The 17,654-nt window shown below is 63.1% G+C and carries 15 protein-coding genes and 3 tRNA genes; all 18 read left to right on the top strand.

The genetic code is table 11. The annotated features are described in order from the left end of the window. The first annotated feature begins 9 nt into the window (after positions 1–9). The 18 genes from leuD to ACMTA2_RS22390 all read left to right on the top strand — a co-directional run bounded on the left by leuD (position 10) and on the right by ACMTA2_RS22390 (position 17,642). Positions 10–654 carry a 3-isopropylmalate dehydratase small subunit gene (leuD, locus tag ACMTA2_RS22475; RefSeq protein ID WP_413791832.1) on the top strand — a complete coding sequence of 215 codons (645 nt, stop codon included), beginning with the start codon at positions 10–12 and terminating at the stop codon, positions 652–654. A 138-nt stretch (positions 655–792) separates the two neighbouring features. Then, complete coding sequence (locus ACMTA2_RS22470; protein ID WP_413791831.1) at positions 793–1,557, top strand: class I SAM-dependent methyltransferase; 765 nt, start codon at positions 793–795, stop codon at positions 1,555–1,557. Positions 1,558–1,623: 66 nt separating this feature from the next. Further along, a complete protein-coding gene (leuB, locus tag ACMTA2_RS22465; protein WP_063320312.1) occupies positions 1,624–2,706 on the top strand; it encodes a 3-isopropylmalate dehydrogenase in 1,083 nt (360 codons plus the stop codon). A 54-nt stretch (positions 2,707–2,760) separates the two neighbouring features. Further along, positions 2,761–3,873 carry an aspartate-semialdehyde dehydrogenase gene (gene asd / locus ACMTA2_RS22460; protein ID WP_024779161.1) on the top strand — a complete coding sequence of 371 codons (1,113 nt, stop codon included), beginning with the start codon at positions 2,761–2,763 and terminating at the stop codon, positions 3,871–3,873. A gap of 253 nt (positions 3,874–4,126) precedes the next feature. Next, positions 4,127–5,137, top strand: coding sequence for an aspartate-semialdehyde dehydrogenase (locus tag ACMTA2_RS22455; protein WP_413791830.1), 1,011 nt, complete (start codon positions 4,127–4,129; stop codon positions 5,135–5,137). Positions 5,138–5,347: 210 nt separating this feature from the next. After that, complete coding sequence (locus tag ACMTA2_RS22450; protein ID WP_413791829.1) at positions 5,348–7,939, top strand: FimV/HubP family polar landmark protein; 2,592 nt, start codon at positions 5,348–5,350, stop codon at positions 7,937–7,939. A gap of 328 nt (positions 7,940–8,267) precedes the next feature. Beyond that, positions 8,268–9,092, top strand: coding sequence for a tRNA pseudouridine(38-40) synthase TruA (gene truA, locus ACMTA2_RS22445; RefSeq protein ID WP_413795704.1), 825 nt, complete (start codon positions 8,268–8,270; stop codon positions 9,090–9,092). A gap of 63 nt (positions 9,093–9,155) precedes the next feature. Further along, complete coding sequence (locus tag ACMTA2_RS22440; protein WP_413791828.1) at positions 9,156–9,779, top strand: phosphoribosylanthranilate isomerase; 624 nt, start codon at positions 9,156–9,158, stop codon at positions 9,777–9,779. A gap of 263 nt (positions 9,780–10,042) precedes the next feature. Further along, positions 10,043–10,963, top strand: a complete 921-nt coding sequence (gene accD / locus ACMTA2_RS22435) for an acetyl-CoA carboxylase, carboxyltransferase subunit beta (RefSeq protein ID WP_060741445.1) — start codon at positions 10,043–10,045, stop codon at positions 10,961–10,963. Beyond that, positions 10,960–12,267 carry a bifunctional tetrahydrofolate synthase/dihydrofolate synthase gene (folC, locus tag ACMTA2_RS22430; RefSeq protein ID WP_413791827.1) on the top strand — a complete coding sequence of 436 codons (1,308 nt, stop codon included), beginning with the start codon at positions 10,960–10,962 and terminating at the stop codon, positions 12,265–12,267. Before accD ends, folC begins: the two co-directional genes overlap by 4 nt. After that, positions 12,251–12,928 carry an SPOR domain-containing protein gene (locus tag ACMTA2_RS22425; protein ID WP_413791826.1) on the top strand — a complete coding sequence of 226 codons (678 nt, stop codon included), beginning with the start codon at positions 12,251–12,253 and terminating at the stop codon, positions 12,926–12,928. The genes folC and ACMTA2_RS22425 overlap by 17 nt, the downstream gene beginning before the upstream one ends. An 89-nt stretch (positions 12,929–13,017) precedes the next feature. Further along, entirely contained in the window at positions 13,018–13,578 is a 561-nt protein-coding gene (locus tag ACMTA2_RS22420) for a CvpA family protein (protein ID WP_030142022.1), read from the top strand. Positions 13,579–13,618: 40 nt separating this feature from the next. Next, complete coding sequence (gene purF, locus ACMTA2_RS22415; RefSeq protein WP_413791825.1) at positions 13,619–15,124, top strand: amidophosphoribosyltransferase; 1,506 nt, start codon at positions 13,619–13,621, stop codon at positions 15,122–15,124. Positions 15,125–15,180: 56 nt separating this feature from the next. Beyond that, the gene (locus ACMTA2_RS22410; RefSeq protein ID WP_413791824.1) at positions 15,181–16,392 is read left to right on the top strand and encodes an O-succinylhomoserine sulfhydrylase; all 1,212 of its coding nucleotides are present in this window, start codon (positions 15,181–15,183) and stop codon (positions 16,390–16,392) included. Continuing rightward, complete coding sequence (locus ACMTA2_RS22405; RefSeq protein WP_413791823.1) at positions 16,389–17,162, top strand: SDR family oxidoreductase; 774 nt, start codon at positions 16,389–16,391, stop codon at positions 17,160–17,162. Before ACMTA2_RS22410 ends, ACMTA2_RS22405 begins: the two co-directional genes overlap by 4 nt. A 103-nt stretch (positions 17,163–17,265) precedes the next feature. Then, a tRNA-Val gene (locus ACMTA2_RS22400) sits at positions 17,266–17,341 on the top strand. Positions 17,342–17,399: 58 nt separating this feature from the next. Next, positions 17,400–17,476 (top strand) — tRNA-Asp (locus tag ACMTA2_RS22395). An 89-nt stretch (positions 17,477–17,565) separates the two neighbouring features. After that, positions 17,566–17,642 (top strand) — tRNA-Asp (locus ACMTA2_RS22390). The last annotated feature ends 12 nt before the right edge of the window (positions 17,643–17,654 follow it).

Genomic DNA, 17,654 nt, shown 5'->3' with positions numbered 1-17,654 from the left:
GAGCGCAGCATGAAAGCTTTTACCCAGCACACCGGTCTTGTCGCGCCTTTGGATCGTGCCAACGTCGACACCGACCAGATCATCCCCAAGCAGTTCTTGAAGTCCATCAAGCGCACCGGTTTCGGCCCGAACCTGTTTGACGAATGGCGTTACCTGGATGTCGGTCAGCCGTACCAGGACAACTCCAAGCGACCGCTGAACAAGGATTTCGTGCTCAACGCCGAGCGCTACCAAGGCGCCAGCGTGTTGCTGGCCCGCGAGAACTTCGGTTGCGGCTCGAGCCGCGAGCACGCGCCGTGGGCCCTGGAAGAGTACGGTTTCCGCAGCATCATCGCGCCGAGCTACGCCGACATCTTCTTCAACAACAGCTTCAAGAACGGCTTGCTGCCGATCATTCTCAGCGATGCTGACGTGGATGAACTGTTCCAGCAGGTCGAGGCCACCCCCGGCTATCAACTGCAGATCGACCTGGCCGCCCAGACCGTGACCCGTCCTGATGGCAAGGTGCTGGGGTTCGAGATCGATGCGTTCCGCAAGCATTGCCTGCTCAACGGCCTGGATGACATCGGCCTGACCTTGCAGGACGGCGAGGCGATTGCCGCGTTCGAGGCCAAGCACCGGGCGAGCCAGCCTTGGCTGTTTCGCGATGCTTGATTTTGCGTAAGGCGTAAAGACACCATCGCGAGCAAGCTCGCTTCCACATTGGATTTGCGGCGTTCACAAAGCCCCTGTGGGAGCGAGCTTGCTCGCGATGGGGCCGGCCCAGGCGAGACAAAACCAAAAGGAAATCCCATGACCAGCACCGCCCACAGTCAGGTTGTACAAAAGCAATTCGGTGAACAGGCCTCGGCCTATCTGAGCAGTGCCGTGCACGCCCAGGGTGCTGAATTCGCGCTGCTACAAGCTGCATTGGCCGGTCGTGGCGATGCCCGGGTGCTGGACCTGGGGTGCGGCGCCGGCCATGTGAGTTTCCACGTGGCGCCGCTGGCCGGTGAAGTGGTGGCTTATGATTTGTCCCAGCAGATGCTCGACGTGGTTGCCACGGCGGCTGCCGAGCGTGGCCTGGGCAATATCGGTACGGTATGCGGCGCCGCCGAGCACCTGCCGTTCGCCGACGCTGAGTTCGACTTCGTGTTCAGCCGCTATTCGGCGCATCATTGGAGCGATCTGGGCCTGGCGTTGCGGGAAGTGCGCCGGGTGCTCAAGCCGGGCGGCGTGGCGGCGTTCATCGACGTCCTGTCGCCTGGCATGCCGTTGCTGGACACGTACCTGCAAAGCGTCGAAGTGCTGCGCGACACCAGCCACGTGCGCGATTATTCTGCCAGCGAGTGGTTGCGCCAGGTCAGCGAAGCGGGGTTGCACACCCGCAGCACCTCGCGTCAGCGCCTGCGCCTGGAATACCGCTCCTGGGTCGAGCGCATGCGCACCCCCGAGGTGATGCGGGCGGCGATTCTCCAGCTGCAGCGTTCGATGGGCGATGAAGTGCGTGAATATTTTGAAATTGAGGCCGATGGTTCGTTCAGTACAGATGTACTGGTGCTGTGGGCCGAGCGATAGCATTTTTCCCGGCCAGGCGTTGGGTGCAAAGCCCAGGCGTGTGCCGACAGAGCAAACGAGGAAAGCATGAGCAAGCAGATTCTGATTCTCCCAGGTGACGGCATCGGTCCGGAAATCATGGCCGAGGCGGTCAAGGTCCTGGAGCTGGCAAACGACAAGTACGGCCTGGGCTTCGAACTCAGCCACGATGTGATCGGCGGCGCAGCCATCGACAAGCACGGCGTGCCCCTGGCCGATGAAACCCTGGACCGTGCCCGTGCAGCCGATGCTGTGCTGTTGGGCGCCGTGGGCGGCCCGAAGTGGGACAAGATCGAACGCGACATCCGCCCCGAGCGCGGCCTGCTGAAGATTCGTGCGCAACTGGGCCTGTTCGGCAATCTGCGTCCAGCGATCCTGTACCCGCAACTGGCCGATGCGTCGAGCCTGAAGCCGGAAATCGTCTCGGGCCTGGACATCCTCATCGTCCGCGAGTTGACCGGCGGCATCTACTTCGGCGCCCCGCGTGGCACCCGAGAGCTGGAAAATGGCGAGCGCCAGGCCTACGACACCCTGCCGTACAGCGAAAGCGAAATCCGCCGTATCGCCCGGGTCGGCTTCGACATGGCCCGCGTGCGGGGCAAGAAGCTGTGCTCGGTGGACAAGGCCAACGTACTGGCTTCCAGCCAACTGTGGCGTGAAGTGGTCGAGCAGGTGGCCAAGGATTATCCGGACATCGAGCTGAGCCACATGTACGTCGATAACGCCGCCATGCAACTGGTGCGTGCGCCGAAGCAGTTCGACGTGATCGTCACCGACAACATGTTCGGCGACATCCTGTCCGACGAAGCGTCGATGCTCACCGGTTCCATCGGCATGCTGCCGTCCGCCTCCCTGGACGCCAATAACAAGGGCATGTACGAGCCGTGCCACGGTTCGGCACCGGACATCGCCGGGCAGGGCATCGCCAACCCGTTGGCGACCATCCTGTCGGTGTCGATGATGCTGCGCTATAGCTTCAACTTGAACGATGCCGCCGACGCGATCGAAAAAGCCGTCAGCGTGGTCCTGGACCAAGGCTTGCGCACCGGTGACATCTGGTCGCAAGGTTGTACCAAGGTCGGTACGCAGCAAATGGGCGATGCAGTAGTCGCCGCGCTGCGGAATCTGTAATCTTTCGGGCCCACTGCTTCGACGGTGGCCCACTTTTGTATAGGTGTAGTTGCGATGAAACGTGTAGGTCTGATCGGTTGGCGCGGCATGGTCGGTTCCGTGCTCATGCAGCGAATGCTGGAAGAGCAGGATTTCGATCTCATTGAACCGGTGTTTTTCACCACCTCCAATGTCGGTGGCCAGGGCCCGTCCGTGGGCAAGGACACCGGTGCGCTCAAGGATGCCTACAGCATCGAAGAGCTCAAGACCCTCGACGTGATCCTGACCTGCCAGGGCGGCGACTACACCAGCGAAGTGTTCCCCAAGCTGCGTGAAGCCGGCTGGCAGGGTTACTGGATCGACGCCGCATCCAGCCTGCGCATGCAGGACGACGCGGTGATCATCCTCGACCCGGTGAACCGCAAGGTCATCGACCAGCAGCTGGACGCGGGCACCAAGAACTACATCGGCGGCAACTGCACCGTCAGCCTGATGCTGATGGGCTTGGGTGGTTTGTTCGAAGCGGGCCTGGTGGAATGGATGAGCGCCATGACCTACCAGGCGGCGTCCGGCGCCGGTGCGCAGAACATGCGCGAGCTGATCAAGCAGATGGGCGCGACCCACGCCGCTGTCGCCGATGACCTGGCCAACCCGGCCAGCGCCATCCTGGACATCGACCGCAAGGTTGCCGAGGCGATGCGCAGCGATGCCTACCCGACCGAGAACTTCGGCGTGCCGCTGGCCGGCAGCCTGATTCCGTGGATCGACAAGGAGCTGCCCAACGGCCAGAGCCGCGAAGAGTGGAAGGCCCAGGCCGAAACCAACAAGATCCTGGGCCGCTTCAAGAGCCCGATCCCGGTGGACGGCATCTGCGTGCGCATCGGCGCCATGCGCTGCCACAGCCAGGCGCTGACCATCAAGCTGAACAAAGACGTGCCGATCGCCGACATCGAAGGCCTGATCAGCCAGCACAACCCGTGGGTCAAGCTGGTGCCGAACAATCGCGAAACCAGCATGCAGGAGCTGAGCCCGACCAAGGTCACCGGCACCCTGAATGTACCGGTGGGCCGTTTGCGCAAATTGAACATGGGTTCGCAATTCGTCGGTGCTTTCACTGTCGGCGACCAGTTGCTGTGGGGCGCGGCCGAACCGCTGCGCCGCATGCTGCGGATCCTGCTCGAACGTTGATCGATTGCTGTTGTGAAAGAGCCCGTGCCTTGTGAGAGGTGCGGGTTTTTTATTGGGCGACAGTTGTGTGTCAGGGCTGGCCTCATCGCGAGCAAGCTCGCTCCCACAGGTTTTACAATCACTGAAGATCCCATGTGGGAGCGAGCTTGCTCGCGATGAGGCCAGTCCAGGCACTGCAAGTCCCCCAGCCAATTGCCTGCATACCCACCACCCGGTAAAGTGCCGCTCCCCACGTTTTACCTGAGGTAGACCCATGAGCCAGTCCTTTGATATTGCCGTGATCGGCGCCACCGGTACTGTCGGCGAAACCCTCGTCCAGATTCTCGAAGAACGGGACTTCCCGGTCGGCAACCTGCACCTGCTGGCCAGCAGCGAATCGGCAGGCAGCTCGGTGATGTTTCGCAATAAAAACGTGCGGGTGCGCGAGGTCGACGAGTTCGACTTCAGCAAAGTCCAACTGGTGTTCTTCGCTGCCGGCCCGGCGGTGACCCTGAGTTTCGCCCCGCGAGCCACGGCGGCCGGCTGTGCGCTGATCGACTTGTCTGGCGCCTTGCCGCCCGAGCAGGCACCACAGATCGTGCCGGAAGCCAACGCCCAGGTCCTGGCCAGCATGGCCAAGCCGTTGCAGGTCAGCAGCCCCAGCGCATCGGCCACGGCCCTGGCGGTCGTGCTGGCACCATTGCGCGAATGCCTGGAGCTGCAGCGTATCAGCCTGACCGCCAGTCTCGCGGTGTCCGCCCAGGGCCGCGTGGCCGTGAGCGAGCTGGCGCGCCAGACCGCCGAGCTGCTCAACGCCCGTCCGCTGGAGCCGGCGTTCTTTGACCGACAGATAGCGTTCAACCTGTTGGCCCAGGTCGGTGCCCCGGACGAGCAGGGCCATACGTCGCTGGAAAAGCGCCTGGTCCGTGAGCTGCGCCAGGTGCTGGATCAACCTTTGTTAAAGATTTCCGTCACTTGCATTCAAGCCCCGGTGTTTTTTGGCGATAGCTTTAGCGTGACCGTGCAGTCTGCGAGCGCCGTCGACCTGGCCAAGGTCAATGCGGCCCTGGAAGCGGCGCCCGGTATCGAGCTGGTGGAGGCGGGCGATTACCCGACTGCGGTGGGTGATGCGGTGGGGCAGGATGTGGTCTACGTTGGTCGGGTACGCGGTGGGATCGACGATCCGGCTGAACTAAATATGTGGCTGACGTCAGATAACGTGCGCAAGGGCGCGGCGCTCAATGCCGTGCAGGTGGCTGAGTTGTTGATAAAAGACTTGCTGTAAAAGATACTTGGCATCAATTTGTCGAATGATTCTAGCTGGGCGCTATGCTTGGTCGGAATGCTTGAGGCGAACATCCCTCTGGGGGACTTTCCCGGGGCATGAGTGAAATGATCGCGCGCACCGTCGATTCGGGGCTGCGCGCAATGCCTTACGGCAGCGGCATCAATACCTTCTCGCTGGCCGAGGAATGTTCAAACAAAGGAAGAGGCTATGGTTCAAGTTCGCAAACTGGTGTTAGCAATAGCGGCCGCCTCGGCGCTGTCCTCCGGTATGGCGCAAGCGCTCGGGCTGGGGGAATTGACCCTGAAGTCGGCGCCGAACCAGCCTCTGGTCGCCGAGATCGAGCTGCTCGACGTCCAGCAACTGACCGCCGCCGAAGTCGTGCCGAGCCTGGCCTCGCCCGACGACTTCGCCAAGGCCGGGGTCGACCGCCAGGCCTTTCTCAATGACCTGAGCTTCACCCCGGTGATCAATGCCAACGGCAAGAGCGTCCTGCGGGTCACGTCCAGCCGGCCGCTGTCCGAACCCATGGTCAAGTTCCTGGTTCAGGTGATGTGGCCCAACGGCCGTCTGCTGCGCGACTACAGCGTGTTGCTCGACCCCTCCAAATTCTCGCCGCAGGCCAGCGATGCCGCCCGGGCGAAACCGCCCCAGGTCGTGTCCACGCCGGTCACTGGGGCCACCAAGCCTTCCCAATACACCACCACGCCGCGCGATACCCTGTGGGAAATCGCCGCCAAGGTGCGCAACGGTGGGTCTGTCCAGCAAACCATGCTGGCGATCCAGGCGTTGAACCCGCACGCGTTCATCAATGGCAACATCAACCTGCTCAAGACCGGCCAGGTATTGCGCCTGCCGGATCCGGTGCAAAGCACGGCATTGCCGCAACCCCAGGCCATCGCCGAAGTGGCTGCGCAGAACGCCGCCTGGCGTGCGGGGCGTCGTGGCGTGGCGAGTGCCGGCAAGCAGCAGTTGGATGCCACCAAGCGGGGGCGTGGCGAAGGCGCGCCGGCACAGGCGGCCGGTCGCGACAACTTGAGCCTGGTGTCGGCCGATTCGGCGAAGGCGGGCGGCAAAGGCGCAGCCGGCGATGCCCAGGCGCTCAGCAACAAGCTGGCAGTCACCCAGGAAAGCCTCGATTCGGCGCGCCGGGATAACGAAGAACTGAAAAGTCGCATGGCGGATCTGCAGAGCCAACTGGACAAGCTGCAGCGCCTGATCGAGCTGAAGAACAATCAACTGGCCAAGATGCAGGCCGAAGGTGCCGCCATTCCTCCTGCTGGCGAAGCATCTGCTGGCGAGGCGCCACCGGCGATGTCCGCCGAGCTGACCCCCGCGCCAGCGGCACAGGCCCCGACGACTGCACCTGCGCCAGAGGCGACCCCGCAAGCGACGCCGCCTGCCACCGTCGAGCCGGCACCTGCTGCGTCCAGCGAGCAAAAATACAACGACCTGCTGACCAATCCGATCCTGCTGGGGCTGATTGGCGGCGGCGCGCTGCTCCTGCTGTTGCTGCTGTTGTTGCTCGCCCGTCGCCGCAAGGCTCAACAGGAAGCGGAAAAACACTTGCGCATGGCCCGGGCCCTCGAGGAGGAGGCTGACTTCTCCCCGGAGCTCGATCTGCCCCCGAGCAGCTTCGAGGGCATTGAGGTTCCATCGCCAAGCGTAAAACTCGAGCCCAAACCCGTACCGGCCCCTGCGCCAGTGCCCAAGCCGGCCCCGGTGGTCGCGCCTGTGGTGGTCACGCCGCCGATCGCCGCGCCATTGGTGGCTCCGGCCGCCGAACGCTCCGACGACGTGCTGCCTCAGGCCCAGTCCCATATCGATCGCGGCCGCTTGAACCAGGCCGCCGACCTGCTTGAGCAGGGCATCAAGGCCGAACCCCAGCGCAGCGACCTGCGCCTGAAACTGATGGAAGTCTACGGTCAGCAGGGCGACCGCGATGCGTTTGTCGCCCAGGAACGCCAACTGGTGGCCAATGGCGACAACTTCGCCCAGGTCGAACAGCTGAAAAGCCGTTTCCCGGCCATGGTGGTCGCTACCACCGCTGGCCTGGCCGCAGCGACGGTAGCGGCTGAGTTGGACGCGCAGTACGTCAAGGACCTGCTGGAAGACAATTCGCCCACCGACGAGGAGCTGGACAGCGCCTTCGACCTGAGCCTGGATGACCTGGAAACTCCGGTCGCGCCGGCCCCCGAGCCTGTCGCCGAGCTGGACGCGTTCCCGGAAGACGACGACCTGAGTTTCGAGTCGGTGCTCAAGCAGCAGACTGAAGCCAGCGAAAGCCTGGACGACCTGTCGGAGTTCGACCTGGACCTGGGTGCCGACGCCCCGGCCCCGGCGCTTGCCGATGAAGACTTCCTGCTGGACCTGGACGATGACCTCAAAGGCCTGGATATTCCAGCAGCCGAAACGCCCGCCTTGGACGATACACCGGCCGACGATCTCGAGCTGCCAGCGGACTTCGATCTGTCCCTCGCCGACGAGATGGATGCCCATGACCAGCCAAAGGATGCCTTCGAATCCGAGCTGGACGACGTAAACGCCGAACTGGATCGCCTGTCCGATAGCCTGGGCCAGCCGACGTTCACCGCCGAAGATGCCTTGGCGGGTGCTGAAGACGAGCCGGACTTCGACTTCCTCAGCGGTACCGACGAGGTGGCGACCAAGCTCGATCTGGCCCAGGCCTACATCGACATGGGTGACAACGACGGCGCCCGCGACATCCTTGGCGAAGTGCTCAGTGAGGGCGATGCCACACAAAAGAGCGAAGCACAGGAAATGTTGTCGCGCCTGGCGTGAATCAGCGGTTATACAAGAACGGCAGCCAGTGAGGCTGCCGTTTTTGTTTGCGGCGGGATTTACTGATGTTTGGGCTGGCATCAATGCAAGCTGACCCACCGCTATCGCGAGCTAGCTCGGCTCCCACAAGGGATTTGCGGTGAGCGCGGAACTCATGAGCGTGGGATAACCCCTGTGGGAGCCGAGCTTGCTCGCGCTAGCGCCAGCCCATTCAACACAGGATCACCCGCCGGGCTGGCATCCCAAGCCGCCGGCCTTATAATGCCCGCCTTTGCGTACTTCAGCAGGCTGTAATTCCTTGGCAAACATAGACAACCCGGCCGCCGAAATGGCGGCCGACGGCTTTTTCCGGATCGCCTTGGGCGTTGAATACAAGGGCTCGCGCTATCGTGGCTGGCAGCGCCAGGCGTCTGGTGTATTGACGGTGCAGGAAACCCTCGAAAACGCGCTGTCCAAAGTCGCTGACTCGCCTGTGTCGCTGCATTGCGCCGGCCGTACCGATGCCGGCGTGCATGCCTGCGGCCAGGTGGTGCATTTCGACACCCAGGTCGAACGCTCGATGAAGGCTTGGGTGATGGGCGCCAACATCAACTTGCCACACGATGTCAGCGTCAGTTGGGCCAAGGTGATGCCGGCGCATTTTCATGCGCGCTTCAAGGCCATCGCCCGGCGTTATCGCTACGTGATCTACAACGATCAGATCCGTCCGGCGCACCTGAACGAGGAAATCACCTGGAACCACCGTCCGCTGGACGTCGAGCGCATGGCCGAGGCCGCGCAGTACCTGGTCGGGGTTCACGATTTCAGTGCTTTCCGTGCCGGCCAGTGCCAGGCCAAGTCGCCGATCAAGGAGCTGCATCACCTGCGCGTGACCCGTCACGGCAAGATGATCGTACTCGACATCCGCGCCAGTGCCTTCCTGCATCACATGGTGCGCAACATAGCTGGGGTGCTGATGACCATCGGCGCTGGCGAGCGGCCGGTGGCGTGGATCAAGGAAGTGCTCGACAGTCGTGTCCGTCGCTCCGGTGGCGTCACCGCGCACCCGTTTGGCTTGTACCTGGTACAGGTCGAATATCGCGATGAGTTCGAGCTGCCGGAGCGTTACATCGGGCCACATTTCCTCACAGGCTTCTCGGAACTCGACGGCTGACGCCCTCCGCATCATTTGTTACCATCCGGGACTTTCACGGATTTGCCTGAGGTTTTAGCCACCATGCCGGTCGTTCGCAGCAAGATTTGCGGGATTACCCGCGTCGAGGACGCATTGGCGGCGGTCGAGGCCGGGGCCGATGCCATCGGGCTGGTGTTCTACGCCAGGAGCCCACGGGCGGTCACGGTGCAGCAGGCCCGGGCGATCATCCAGGCCTTGCCGCCGTTCGTAACCCCGGTGGGGCTGTTCGTCAATGCCAGTCGTTGCGAGCTGGGCGAGATCCTCGATGCGGTGCCGCTGGGCCTGTTGCAGTTCCATGGCGACGAAGCCCCGGCCGACTGTGAAGGCTGGCATCGTCCGTACATCAAGGCGTTGCGGGTCAAGGCCGGTGACGACATCGCCGCCGGTTGCGAGGCCTTCACCGGTGCCAGCGGCATCTTGCTGGACACCTATGTGGAAGGCGTTCCCGGCGGTACCGGTGAGGCATTCGACTGGTCGCTGGTGCCGCAAGGGTTGAGCAAGCCGATCATCCTGGCCGGTGGCCTGACGGCGGAAAACGTCGCGGCGGCCATTCGTCAGGTTCGCCCTTATGCGGTGGACGTGAGCGGTGGGGTGGAGCAGGACAAGGGCATCAAGGACCCGGCAAAGATTCGTGCGTTCATGGCTGCTGTTCGCAACAGCCAGTAGTCAATGTGACGGCTGGCAGACTGCCGCCGTCCATACCTGCACTGTACAAAGCAGGCAGGCGCCGCCTTCGGGTGGGCCGATAGCGTAGTGGCAACCGCAGTAGTGGTTGCCGGGAAGGCTGAGGAGGTTGGACGGCACGCAGGTCATGTTTTGCGCTGACCGTGATGGCCGTTCGACCCTCGCCGCACAATGAATTTAGCTCAAGGGCATACGCGGGGCCGCGAACCAGAGCGTTCGGGCCGCCGGTACTGGAGAAAGAAAGCATGAGCAACTGGTTAGTAGACAAACTGATCCCTTCGATCATGCGTTCCGAGGTGAAGAAAAGCTCGGTGCCTGAAGGTCTGTGGCACAAATGTCCGTCCTGCGAGGCGGTGCTGTACCGTCCCGAGCTGGAAAAGACCCTGGACGTTTGCCCCAAGTGCAACCACCACATGCGCATCGGCGCGCGTGCCCGTATCGATATTTTCCTGGACGCAGAAGGCCGCGTGGAACTGGGCGCCGACCTGGAGCCGGTGGATCGCCTGAAATTTCGCGACGGCAAGAAATACAAGGATCGCCTGACCGCTGCCCAGAAGCAGACCGGTGAAAAAGACGCCCTGGTGTCCATGAGCGGCACCTTGCTGGGCATGCCGGTGGTGGTTTCTGCCTTCGAATTCTCCTTCATGGGCGGCTCCATGGGTGCCATCGTCGGCGAGCGTTTCGTTCGCGCCGCCAACCACGCCCTGGAAAACCGTTGCCCGATGATCTGCTTCGCTGCTTCCGGCGGTGCGCGGATGCAGGAAGCCCTGATCTCCCTGATGCAAATGGCCAAGACCTCCGCGGTATTGGCGCGCCTGCGTGAAGAAGGCATTCCGTTCATTTCGGTGCTGACCGACCCGGTCTATGGCGGTGTTTCCGCCAGTCTGGCCATGCTGGGCGACGTGATCGTCGGCGAGCCGAAGGCCCTGATCGGCTTCGCTGGCCCGCGTGTGATCGAGCAGACCGTGCGTGAGAAGCTGCCGGAAGGCTTCCAGCGCAGCGAGTTCCTGCTGGAACACGGCGCCATCGACATGATCATCCATCGTCAGGAGCTGCGTCCGCGCCTGGGCAACCTGCTGGCCCAACTGATGGGCTTGCCGACGCCGACCTTCGTCGCCGCACCGATCGAACCGATCGTGGTTCCACCAGTGCCTGCCGGGCTATGACCCAACGCACCCTGGGCGACTGGCTTGCCTACCTCGAGCAGTTGCATCCATCGGCCATCGACATGGGGCTGGAGCGCTCGCAGACGGTAGCGTCCCGCATGGGACTGGCCAAGCCGGCGCCCCGGGTCATCACCGTCACCGGCACCAACGGCAAGGGTTCGACCTGCGCCTTCGTGGCTTCGCTGCTGCGGGCCCAGGGCCTGAGCGTGGGCGTCTACAGCTCGCCGCACCTGCTGCGTTACAACGAGCGGGTGCAGGTCAATGGCGTCGAAGCCACTGACGCCCAGCTGTGCGAAGCCTTTGCCGCGGTGGAAGCCGGGCGAGGCGATACAACCCTCACGTATTTCGAGATGGGCACCCTGGCGGCGTTCTGGTTGTTTGCCCGTGCCGGTCTTGATGCGGTTGTGCTGGAAGTCGGCCTGGGCGGACGGCTGGATACGGTCAACCTGGTGGACGCAGACATTGCACTGGTCACCAGCATTGGCGTGGACCACGCCGATTACCTGGGCGATACCCGCGAATCCGTGGCCTTCGAGAAGGCCGGCATCTTTCGCCAGGGCGCGCCTGCGCTTTGCGGCGATCTCAATCCCCCTCAGCCGTTGCTGGACAAGGTTCGCGAATTGAACTGCCCGTTCTTTCTGCGCGGGCGGGATTTCGACCTGGCGATGACCGAGCAGCATTGGCAATGGCGCGGCAGCGACCTGCAGGGCAATCCGGTGGAGTTGCGCGATCTGCCGCTGCTGGACCTGCCGATGGAGAATGCCGCGCTGGCGCTCCAGGCCTACCTGTTGCTGGGCTTGCCCTGGGAGGCCGGGCAAATCGTCCAGGCGCTGCAGGCGACCCGTGTGGTCGGGCGCCTCGACCGTCGTCAGTTCGACTGGCAAGGCAAGCGTCTGAACCTGTTGCTGGATGTCGGTCATAACCCCCATGCGGCGCAGTACCTGGCCGAGCGCCTGGCGCGGCGGCCCGTGGTGGGGCGGCGCCTGGCGGTGTTCGGGCTACTGGCCGACAAGGATCTGGATGGCGTTGTCGAGGCGTTGGATGCTAGTGTCCAGCACTGGGCGGTGACGCCGCTGGATTCGCCGCGTTCGCGCACGGCGGCTGAGTTGCAGGACGCCTTGCACCGTCACGGTGCTTCTGTGCAAGCCTACGCCAGTGTGGCCGCCGCCCTGGAAGGGCAGTGCGCCCTGGCGACGGCCGATGATGAAATCCTGCTGTTCGGATCATTTTTTTGTGTTGCCGAGGCCCTTCAATGGTTGGCCCGGCGCTCCACGGAGGAAGCTGCAGATGGCATTGCTGGATAAAGCGTACAAGCAGCGCATGGTCGGGGCTCTGGTGTTGGTGGCCCTGGCGGTGATTTTCCTGCCGATGCTGTTTTCCCGCCAGGACGAGCAACGCCAGGTCACGGTCGATGCGCCGGCCGCGCCACAGGCGCCTTCGGTGCCGCCCGTGCAGGTCGAGCCAGTGGCCGTACCCGAACCCCAGGCGTTGCCCCAGGAACCTGTGCCCAGCGACGAGGAACTGGCTGAGCAATCTGCTGCGCCTTCCATGCCCATTGCGCCTGCACCGACGCCTGCCACGCCGGCTCCCGCTGCGCCGAGCAAACCGGCTGTCGCCCCCGTGCCTGTGCCCGCTGCACCGGCGATCAAGCCGGCCCCGAGCCAGCCGATTACCGCGGCCCCGGCCAAGCTGGACACGACCCAGAGTCGCGTGGATGCCAATGGCCTATCGGTCAGTTGGTCGGTGCAACTAGCCAGCCTGACCAGTCGCGAAAGTGCCGAGAACTTGCAGAAAACCCTGCGCAGCCAGGGCTACAACGCCTACATCCGTTCCGCCGATGGCAAGAACCGGGTGTTTGTCGGGCCGCTGATCGAGCGTGCCGAAGCCGACCGCCTGCGTGACCTGCTCAGCCGCCAGCAGAACCTCAAGGGGTTTGTGGTGCGCTTCCAGCCAGAGCGCGGCTGACAGCGATTTAGCTGATTTGAATCGTGCAGCTTACCGACAGCCCTGCGCTCTGCTAAAATGCGCCGCCTTATCCGTCTGTAGGCTGCACCGTGCCATTTACCTGGGTTGACTGGGCGATCGTTGCGATCGTCGCCATCTCCGCATTGATCAGTCTGAGCCGCGGCTTCGTCAAGGAAGCCCTCTCGCTGCTGACCTGGATCATTGCGGGAGTCGTAGCCTGGATGTTTGGTGGTTCGCTGTCCCAGTACCTCGCCGGATACATCGAAACTCCCTCGGCCCGCGTGATCGCGGGCTGTGCCATCTTGTTTATCGCCACCTTACTGGTTGGCGCAATGATCAATTATCTGATCGGCGAACTGATTCGCGTCACCGGGCTTTCCGGGACGGACCGGTTTCTGGGCATGGCCTTTGGCGCGGCGCGTGGCGCGTTGCTGGTGGTCGTGGCCGTCGGGCTCTTGAGCCTGGGGCCGGTACAGCAGGATACGTGGTGGCAGGAGTCCCGGCTCGTGCCACAATTTCTATTGGTCGCAGACTGGTCCAAAAACCTGATCCTGGGTTGGAGCAGTCAGTGGCTTGCCAGCGGTATCAGCGTACCCGCTGAAATACCGTTCAAGGAACACCTCTTGCCGACGGCCAAAACGCCGCAGTAAGTGTGTTCAGTTCAGATCCATTAAGTAGGGGTTGCGTCGCATGTGTGGCATCGTCGGTATCGTCGGTAAGTCGAACGTCAATCAGGCGCTGTATGACGCGCTAACCGTGCTCCAGCACCGCGGCCAGGACGCTGCCGGTATCGTGACCAGCCATGACGGCCGGTTATTCCTGCGCAAGGACAACGGCCTGGTGCGTGACGTGTTCCACCAGCGTCACATGCAGCGCCTGGTCGGTCACATGGGCATCGGCCATGTGCGTTACCCGACCGCAGGCAGCTCGACGTCGGCTGAAGCCCAGCCGTTCTACGTCAACTCGCCTTACGGCATCACCCTGGCGCACAACGGTAACCTGACCAACGTCGAGCAACTGGCCAAGGAGATCTACGAATCTGACTTGCGCCACGTCAACACCAATTCCGACTCGGAAGTGATGCTCAACGTGTTCGCCCATGAGCTGGCCCAGCGCGGCAAGCTTCAGCCGACCGAAGAAGACGTGTTTGCCGCCGTGACCGACGTGCACAACCGTTGCGTGGGTGGCTACGCGGTGGTGGCGATGATCACCGGCTACGGCATCGTCGGTTTCCGCGATCCCCATGGTATCCGCCCGATCGTGTTCGGCCAGCGCCACACCGACGAAGGCGTCGAGTACATGATTGCCTCCGAAAGCGTGTCCCTGGACGTGCTGGGTTTCACCCTGATTCGCGACCTGGCCCCGGGCGAAGCGGTCTACATCACTGAAGACGGCAAGCTGCACACCCGCCAGTGCGCGACCAACCCATCCCTGACCCCGTGCATCTTCGAACACGTCTACCTGGCGCGTCCGGACTCGATCATCGACGGTGTCTCGGTCTACAAGGCGCGCCTGCGCATGGGCGAGAAACTGGCCGACAAGATCCTGCGCGAGCGTCCGGAACACGACATCGACGTGGTCATCCCGATCCCGGACACCAGCCGCACCGCGGCCCTGGAGCTGGCGAACCACCTGGGCGTCAAGTTCCGCGAAGGCTTCGTGAAGAACCGCTACATCGGCCGGACCTTCATCATGCCGGGCCAGGCCGCACGGAAAAAATCCGTACGCCAGAAGCTCAACGCCATCGAACTGGAGTTCCGCGGCAAGAACGTGATGCTGGTGGATGACTCCATCGTTCGTGGCACCACGTGCAAGCAGATCATCCAGATGGCCCGTGAAGCGGGTGCCAAGAACGTGTACTTCTGCTCCGCGGCCCCGGCCGTGCGCTACCCGAACGTCTACGGCATCGACATGCCGAGTGCCCATGAGCTGATCGCTCATAACCGTTCCACCCAGGACGTGGCCGACCTGATCGGCGCCGACTGGCTGATCTACCAGGACCTGCCGGACCTGATCGAGGCAGTGGGCGGTGGCAAGATCAAGATCGAGCAGTTCGATTGCGCGGTATTCGACGGCAAGTACGTCACCGGCGATGTCGACGAGGCCTACCTGAACAAGATCGAGAACGCGCGTAACGATGCGTCCAAGGCCAAGACCCAGGCGGTCAGTGCGATCATCGATCTGTACAACAACTGAGTCACGAACCGGCCCCGAGGGGCCGGTTTGCGTTTAACCGATTAAGGAGTGACAGCATGAGTCAGGATTGGGATGCCGGTCGGCTGGACAGCGACCTTGAAGGCGTAGCGTTCGATACCCTGGCGGTTCGCGCGGGTCAGCACCGTACACCGGAAGCCGAACATGGCGATCCGATTTTCTTTACCTCCAGCTACGTGTTCCGCACGGCCGCCGACGCGGCGGCGCGGTTTGCCGGCGAGGTGCCGGGCAACGTCTACTCGCGCTACACCAACCCGACCGTGCGGGCGTTCGAGGAGCGCATTGCTGCCTTGGAAGGCGCCGAGCAAGCCGTGGCGACGGCCACCGGCATGGCGGCGATCATGGCCGTGGTGATGAGCCTGTGCAGCGCCGGCGACCACGTGCTGGTGTCACGCAGCGTCTTCGGTTCGACCATCAGCCTGTTCGAAAAGTACTTCAAGCGCTTTGGCGTGGAAGTCGATTACGTGCCCCTGGCGGACCTGTCCGCTTGGGATGCGGCAATCAAGGCCAATACCAAGCTGCTGTTCGTCGAGTCGCCTTCCAACCCCCTGGCCGAGCTGGTGGACATCGCCGCGCTGGCGGAAATAGCCCACGCCAAGGGCGCCATGCTGGTGGTCGATAACTGCTTCTGCACCCCGGCGCTGCAGCAGCCGCTGAAGCTGGGGGCGGACATGGTGGTGCATTCGGCGACCAAGTTCATCGACGGCCAGGGTCGTTGCATGGGTGGCGTGGTGGCCGGCCGTGGCGAGCAGATGAAGGAAGTGGTGGGTTTCCTGCGCACTGCCGGGCCAACCCTCAGTCCGTTCAATGCCTGGGTTTTCCTCAAGGGCCTGGAAACCCTCGGCCTGCGTATGAAAGCCCATTGCGCCAATGCCCAGGCCCTGGCCGAGTGGCTGGAGCAACAGGACGGCATCGAGAAAGTGCATTACGCCGGTCTCAAGAGCCATCCGCAACATGACCTGGCCTTGCGTCAGCAACGCGGTTTCGGCGCGGTGGTGAGCTTTGAGGTCAAGGGGGGCAAGGAGGGCGCCTGGCGCTTCATCGACGCGACCCGATTGATTTCCATCACGGCCAACCTGGGTGACAGTAAGACCACCATCACCCACCCGAGCACCACGTCCCACGGTCGCTTGTCGCCCCAGGAGCGGGAGTCGGCGGGTATTCGTGACAGCCTGATCCGCGTTGCGGTCGGCCTGGAAGACGTGGCGGACCTGCAAGCCGACCTGGCCCGCGGGTTGGCGGCCTTGTGATCGAGCTGGCGACGCCGCCGAGCGGTACTCATGGCCGGGTTGCACTGGTTACGGGCGCCGCGCGGGGCATCGGCCTGGGCATCGCTGCCTGGCTGATCTGTGAAGGCTGGCAGGTGGTGCTGACCGACCTGGATCGCGAGCGCGGTTCCAAGGTGGCGAAGAGCCTGGGCGACAATGCCTGGTTCATCGCCATGGACGTGGCGGACGAGGCGCAGGTCGCCACCGGTATCGCCGAGGTGCTCGGACAGTTCGGACGGCTCGACGCACTGGTGTGCAACGCAGCCATCGCCGACCCGCACAACATCACCCTGGAAAGCCTGGACCTGGCTTATTGGAATCGGGTTCTGGCGGTGAACCTGGGTGGGCCGATGCTGCTGGCCAAGCACTGCGCGCCGTATCTGCGCGCCCACAACGGCGCTATCGTCAACCTGGCCTCGACCCGCGCCGCGCAATCGGAACCTGACACCGAAGCCTATGCGGCGAGCAAGGGCGGCCTGCTGGCCCTGACCCATGCCCTGGCAATCAGCTTGGGACCGGAGATCCGCGTCAACGCTGTCAGCCCTGGCTGGATCGATGCGCGAGACCCCTCACAGCGCCGTGCGCAGCCACTGACCGATGCCGACCATGCCCAGCACCCGGCGGGCAGGGTAGGCGCCGTGGAGGACGTGGCGGCGATGGTGGCGTGGTTGTTGTCGCGCAATGCCGGTTTTGTCACGGGGCAGGAGTTCGTGGTGGACGGCGGCATGACCAAGAAAATGATTTATGAGTGAGGCGGTTGCCGCCACCGCTTGAAACTGTTTTTGAAAAAACTCCAACCCTGCTATTGACTTAGCTTCGGTACCTGCGTAAATTTCGCGGCCTCAGCGAAGCAAAGGGTGATTAGCTCAGCCGGGAGAGCGTCTGCCTTACAAGCAGAATGTCGGCGGTTCGATCCCGTCATCACCCACCATGTTTTACGAGAGTCTTGCGAAAGCAAGACGGAAGCTGTCAAAAGCCTCCACCGACGCGCAGCGGTAGTTCAGTCGGTTAGAATACCGGCCTGTCACGCCGGGGGTCGCGGGTTCGAGTCCCGTCCGCTGCGCCATATTTTCCGAAGCAGGTTCGCCTGGTTCGAGATTCAAGCCTAAAGGTTTGGATCAGACGAGTTAACTGGACGCAAGTCCACAGCGATACGCAGCGGTAGTTCAGTCGGTTAGAATACCGGCCTGTCACGCCGGGGGTCGCGGGTTCGAGTCCCGTCCGCTGCGCCATATCTGCTTCGA

Source organism: Pseudomonas medicaginis, assembly GCF_965119365.1.
Classification (GTDB): domain Bacteria; phylum Pseudomonadota; class Gammaproteobacteria; order Pseudomonadales; family Pseudomonadaceae; genus Aquipseudomonas.
The sequence above is the reverse complement of the archived record's forward strand: the minus strand, read 5'-3'. Positions and strand labels throughout refer to the sequence as shown.

What these genes read in the sequence shown, in the direction of transcription:
- leuD (WP_413791832.1), top strand. Translation starts at nt 10, where the DNA reads ATGAAAGCTTTTACCCAGCACACCGGTCTTGTCGCGCCTTTGGATCGT.
- ACMTA2_RS22470 (WP_413791831.1), top strand. Translation starts at nt 793, where the DNA reads ATGACCAGCACCGCCCACAGTCAGGTTGTACAAAAGCAATTCGGTGAA.
- leuB (WP_063320312.1), top strand. Translation starts at nt 1,624, where the DNA reads ATGAGCAAGCAGATTCTGATTCTCCCAGGTGACGGCATCGGTCCGGAA.
- asd (WP_024779161.1), top strand. Translation starts at nt 2,761, where the DNA reads ATGAAACGTGTAGGTCTGATCGGTTGGCGCGGCATGGTCGGTTCCGTG.
- ACMTA2_RS22455 (WP_413791830.1), top strand. Translation starts at nt 4,127, where the DNA reads ATGAGCCAGTCCTTTGATATTGCCGTGATCGGCGCCACCGGTACTGTC.
- ACMTA2_RS22450 (WP_413791829.1), top strand. Translation starts at nt 5,348, where the DNA reads ATGGTTCAAGTTCGCAAACTGGTGTTAGCAATAGCGGCCGCCTCGGCG.
- truA (WP_413795704.1), top strand. Translation starts at nt 8,268, where the DNA reads ATGGCGGCCGACGGCTTTTTCCGGATCGCCTTGGGCGTTGAATACAAG.
- ACMTA2_RS22440 (WP_413791828.1), top strand. Translation starts at nt 9,156, where the DNA reads ATGCCGGTCGTTCGCAGCAAGATTTGCGGGATTACCCGCGTCGAGGAC.
- accD (WP_060741445.1), top strand. Translation starts at nt 10,043, where the DNA reads ATGAGCAACTGGTTAGTAGACAAACTGATCCCTTCGATCATGCGTTCC.
- folC (WP_413791827.1), top strand. Translation starts at nt 10,960, where the DNA reads ATGACCCAACGCACCCTGGGCGACTGGCTTGCCTACCTCGAGCAGTTG.
- ACMTA2_RS22425 (WP_413791826.1), top strand. Translation starts at nt 12,251, where the DNA reads ATGGCATTGCTGGATAAAGCGTACAAGCAGCGCATGGTCGGGGCTCTG.
- purF (WP_413791825.1), top strand. Translation starts at nt 13,619, where the DNA reads ATGTGTGGCATCGTCGGTATCGTCGGTAAGTCGAACGTCAATCAGGCG.
- ACMTA2_RS22410 (WP_413791824.1), top strand. Translation starts at nt 15,181, where the DNA reads ATGAGTCAGGATTGGGATGCCGGTCGGCTGGACAGCGACCTTGAAGGC.